General features: G+C 48.8%; 1 tRNA gene and 3 rRNA genes. All 4 read left to right on the top strand.

The annotated features are described in order from the left end of the window. Nucleotides 1–214 precede the first annotated feature (214 nt). The 4 genes from ODU50_RS10200 (at nucleotide 215) to rrf (ending at nucleotide 5,411) form a co-directional block, all read left to right on the top strand. Nucleotides 215–1,763, top strand: a 16S ribosomal RNA gene (locus ODU50_RS10200). Nucleotides 1,764–1,816: 53 nt separating this feature from the next. Further along, nucleotides 1,817–1,889: transfer RNA gene (locus ODU50_RS10195), tRNA-Ala, on the top strand. 300 nt (nucleotides 1,890–2,189) lie between these two features. Beyond that, nucleotides 2,190–5,093, top strand: a 23S ribosomal RNA gene (locus tag ODU50_RS10190). A gap of 202 nt (nucleotides 5,094–5,295) precedes the next feature. Next, a 5S ribosomal RNA gene (gene rrf / locus ODU50_RS10185) occupies nucleotides 5,296–5,411 on the top strand. The 16S, 23S and 5S rRNA genes sit together here with 1 tRNA gene alongside, the layout of an rRNA operon. Nucleotide 5,412: the final 1 nt, after the last annotated feature.

The raw sequence follows: 5,412 nt of genomic DNA, 5'->3' as shown, positions 1-5,412 counted from the left end.
GGAACGAAAAAAAGTTTCAAAAAAGTGTTGACAAAGTTTCCAAGAAATGATAAACTAAGATAGTTGTCGCGAGAGCGCGATAACGAACAAGACCTTTGAAAATTAAAGAAGACGAACCAAACGTGCAGGGTGATTTATCTAAGGATAAATCGTCAATGACAAAACAAAACAATAAAACGGAAAGCTAGTGATAGTTTGAGTTTGAATCAAAACTTTATATGAGAGTTTGATCCTGGCTCAGGACGAACGCTGGCGGCGTGCCTAATACATGCAAGTAGAACGCTGAAGTCTGGTGCTTGCACTAGACGGATGAGTTGCGAACGGGTGAGTAACGCGTAGGTAACCTGCCTCATAGCGGGGGATAACTATTGGAAACGATAGCTAATACCGCATAACAGTATTTACCGCATGGTAGATGCTTGAAAGGAGCAATTGCTTCACTATGAGATGGACCTGCGTTGTATTAGCTAGTTGGTGAGGTAACGGCTCACCAAGGCTTCGATACATAGCCGACCTGAGAGGGTGATCGGCCACACTGGGACTGAGACACGGCCCAGACTCCTACGGGAGGCAGCAGTAGGGAATCTTCGGCAATGGGGGCAACCCTGACCGAGCAACGCCGCGTGAGTGAAGAAGGTTTTCGGATCGTAAAGCTCTGTTGTAAGAGAAGAACGTGTGTGAGAGTGGAAAGTTCACACAGTGACGGTATCTTACCAGAAAGGGACGGCTAACTACGTGCCAGCAGCCGCGGTAATACGTAGGTCCCGAGCGTTGTCCGGATTTATTGGGCGTAAAGCGAGCGCAGGCGGTTTGATAAGTCTGAAGTAAAAGGCTGTGGCTTAACCATAGTACGCTTTGGAAACTGTCAAACTTGAGTGCAGAAGGGGAGAGTGGAATTCCATGTGTAGCGGTGAAATGCGTAGATATATGGAGGAACACCGGTGGCGAAAGCGGCTCTCTGGTCTGTAACTGACGCTGAGGCTCGAAAGCGTGGGGAGCGAACAGGATTAGATACCCTGGTAGTCCACGCCGTAAACGATGAGTGCTAGGTGTTGGGTCCTTTCCGGGACTCAGTGCCGCAGCTAACGCATTAAGCACTCCGCCTGGGGAGTACGACCGCAAGGTTGAAACTCAAAGGAATTGACGGGGGCCCGCACAAGCGGTGGAGCATGTGGTTTAATTCGAAGCAACGCGAAGAACCTTACCAGGTCTTGACATCCCAGTGACCGTTCTAGAGATAGGATTTTTCTTCGGAACACTGGTGACAGGTGGTGCATGGTTGTCGTCAGCTCGTGTCGTGAGATGTTGGGTTAAGTCCCGCAACGAGCGCAACCCCTATTGTTAGTTGCCATCATTGAGTTGGGCACTCTAGCGAGACTGCCGGTAATAAACCGGAGGAAGGTGGGGATGACGTCAAATCATCATGCCCCTTATGACCTGGGCTACACACGTGCTACAATGGCTGGTACAACGAGTCGCAAGTCGGTGACGGCAAGCTAATCTCTTAAAGCCAGTCTCAGTTCGGATTGTAGGCTGCAACTCGCCTACATGAAGTCGGAATCGCTAGTAATCGCGGATCAGCACGCCGCGGTGAATACGTTCCCGGGCCTTGTACACACCGCCCGTCACACCACGAGAGTTTGTAACACCCGAAGTCGGTGAGGTAACCTTTTAGGAGCCAGCCGCCTAAGGTGGGATAGATGATTGGGGTGAAGTCGTAACAAGGTAGCCGTATCGGAAGGTGCGGCTGGATCACCTCCTTTCTAAGGAAATGGAAACCTGTACGTTAGTCTTCTTTAATTTTGAGAGGTCTTGTGGGGCCTTAGCTCAGCTGGGAGAGCGCCTGCTTTGCACGCAGGAGGTCAGCGGTTCGATCCCGCTAGGCTCCATAGGATAGGAATCCTACTAAACTGAATAGCAGTGAAGTTGAATTCACGACTAACTTCTTAGGAAAATAGATAATCTTCCTTGTGTGTAAGACACACAGCGTCAGATTCCTAATTTTATCCAGAAGTTTCGCAGAAGCGACCGTCGTTCATATCCTAAACTTGTCCATTGAAAATTGAATATCTATCAAACATTCCTAAACGTATGTAAAAGTACGTATAGAAATAGTAACAAGAAAATAAACCGAAAACGCTGTGAATATTTAATGAGTTTTCTAATTTTTGAAAAAATTAGGTTAATAAGGTTAAGTTAATAAGGGCGCACGGTGGATGCCTTGGCACTAGAAGCCGATGAAGGACGTGACTAACGACGAAATGCCTTGGGGAGCTGTAAGTAAGCAATGATCCAGGGATGTCCGAATGGGGGAACCCGGCAGGTAATGCCTGTCACTCACTACTGTTAAGGTAGTGAAGAGGAAGACGCAGTGAACTGAAACATCTAAGTAGCTGCAGGAAGAGAAAGCAAAAGCGATTGCCTTAGTAGCGGCGAGCGAAACGGCAGGAGGGCAAACCGAGGAGTTTACTCCTCGGGGTTGTAGGACTGCAATGTGGACTTAAAGAGTATAGAAGAACTACCTGGGAAGGTAGGCCAAAGAGAGTAAAAGCCTCGTATTTGAAATATTCTTTATACCTAGCAGTATCCTGAGTACGGCGAGACACGCGAAATCTCGTCGGAATCCGGGAGGACCATCTCCCAACCCTAAATACTCTCTAGTGACCGATAGTGAACCAGTACCGTGAGGGAAAGGTGAAAAGTACCCCGGAAGGGGAGTGAAATAGAACCTGAAACCGTGTGCCTACAACAAGTTCGAGCCCGTTAATGGGTGAGAGCGTGCCTTTTGTAGAATGAACCGGCGAGTTACGATATGATGCGAGGTTAAGTTGAAGAGACGGAGCCGTAGGGAAACCGAGTCTTAATAGGGCGCATTAGTATTATGTCGTAGACCCGAAACCATGTGACCTACCCATGAGCAGGTTGAAGGTGCGGTAAGACGCACTGGAGGACCGAACCAGGGCACGTTGAAAAGTGCTTGGATGACTTGTGGGTAGCGGAGAAATTCCAAACGAACTTGGAGATAGCTGGTTCTCTCCGAAATAGCTTTAGGGCTAGCGTCGACATTTGAGAATCTTGGAGGTAGAGCACTGTTTGGATGAGGGGGCCATCTCGGTTTACTGATTTCAGATAAACTCCGAATGCCAATGATTTATGGTCGGCAGTCAGACTGCGAGTGCTAAGATCCGTAGTCGAAAGGGAAACAGCCCAGACCACCAGCTAAGGTCCCAAAATAATTGTTAAGTGGAAAAGGATGTGGGGTTGCACAGACAACTAGGATGTTAGCTTAGAAGCAGCTATTCATTCAAAGAGTGCGTAATAGCTCACTAGTCGAGTGACCCTGCGCCGAAAATGTACCGGGGCTAAAACAATTTACCGAAGCTGTGGATAACACTTAGGTGTTATGGTAGGAGAGCGTTCTATGTGTGAAGAAGGTATACCGTGAGGAGTGCTGGAACGCATAGAAGTGAGAATGCCGGTATGAGTAGCGAAAGATGGGTGAGAATCCCATCCACCGTAAGACTAAGGTTTCCAGGGGAAGGCTCGTCCGCCCTGGGTTAGTCGGGACCTAAGGAGAGACCTAAGGGTGTATCCGATGGACAACAGGTTGATATTCCTGTACTAGAGTATGAAGTGATGGAGGGACGCAGTAGGCTAACTAAAGCGGGCGATTGGAAGTGCCCGTCTAAGCAGTGAGGTGTGATATGAGTCAAATGCTTGTATCTGTAACATTGAGCTGTGATGGGGAGCGAAGTTAAGTAGCGAAGTTAGTGACGTCACACTGCCGAGAAAAGCTTCTAGCGATGTATCATACTCTACCCGTACCGCAAACCGACACAGGTAGTCGAGGCGAGTAGCCTCAGGTGAGCGAGAGAACTCTCGTTAAGGAACTCGGCAAAATGACCCCGTAACTTCGGGAGAAGGGGTGCTGACTTACAGTCAGCCGCAGTGAATAGGCCCAAGCAACTGTTTATCAAAAACACAGCTCTCTGCTAAATCGTAAGATGATGTATAGGGGGTGACGCCTGCCCGGTGCTGGAAGGTTAAGAGGAGGGTTTAGCGCAAGCGAAGATCTGAATTGAAGCCCCAGTAAACGGCGGCCGTAACTATAACGGTCCTAAGGTAGCGAAATTCCTTGTCGGGTAAGTTCCGACCCGCACGAAAGGCGTAATGATTTGGGCACTGTCTCAACGAGAGACTCGGTGAAATTTTAGTACCTGTGAAGATGCAGGTTACCCGCGACAGGACGGAAAGACCCCATGGAGCTTTACTGCAGTTTGATATTGAGTATCTGTACCACATGTACAGGATAGGTAGGAGCCTATGAAGTCGGGACGCCAGTTTCGACGGAGGCGCTGTTGGGATACTACCCTTGTGTTATGGCTACTCTAACCCGGATAGGTTATCCCTATCGGAGACAGTGTCTGACGGGCAGTTTGACTGGGGCGGTCGCCTCCTAAAAGGTAACGGAGGCGCCCAAAGGTTCCCTCAGAATGGTTGGAAATCATTCGCAGAGTGTAAAGGTATAAGGGAGCTTGACTGCGAGAGCTACAACTCGAGCAGGGACGAAAGTCGGGCTTAGTGATCCGGTGGTTCCGTATGGAAGGGCCATCGCTCAACGGATAAAAGCTACCCTGGGGATAACAGGCTTATCTCCCCCAAGAGTTCACATCGACGGGGAGGTTTGGCACCTCGATGTCGGCTCGTCGCATCCTGGGGCTGTAGTCGGTCCCAAGGGTTGGGCTGTTCGCCCATTAAAGCGGCACGCGAGCTGGGTTCAGAACGTCGTGAGACAGTTCGGTCCCTATCCGTCGCGGGCGTAGGAAATTTGAGAGGATCTGCTCCTAGTACGAGAGGACCAGAGTGGACTTACCGCTGGTGTACCAGTTGTCTTGCCAAAGGCATCGCTGGGTAGCTATGTAGGGACGGGATAAACGCTGAAAGCATCTAAGTGTGAAACCCACCTCAAGATGAGATTTCCCATAACTTTATGTTAGTAAGAGCCCTGAGAGATGATCAGGTAGATAGGTTGGAAGTGGAAGTGTGGCGACACATGTAGCGGACCAATACTAATCGCTCGAGGACTTATCCAAATTAAGTAATGAGAACGTTAAGAAAAGCGTATGATTTTAGGAAATCAACGCGGAAGTCGGTTAGACTTCAAGGCGATTTATCTGAATCACTAGCTTTTTAGTTCGAATACAATTACTTATTAAAACCGAAGTCAATATTGACAGCGTTGGTAAAACTTGTTAGAATATAGATATTCAATTTTGAGTTGACAAGACTCAGTAGTTAAGTGACGATAGCCTAGGAGATACACCTGTACCCATGCCGAACACAGCAGTTAAGCCCTAGAACGCCTGAAGTAGTTGGGGGTTGCCCCCTGTTAGATACGGTAGTCGCTTAGCA

Origin of the sequence: Streptococcus sp. 2020WUSS084 (genome assembly GCF_044427445.1) — a bacterium.
GTDB classification, from domain to species: Bacteria; Bacillota; Bacilli; order Lactobacillales; family Streptococcaceae; genus Streptococcus; species Streptococcus suis.
This window is presented reverse-complemented; position numbering and strand designations above follow the sequence as displayed.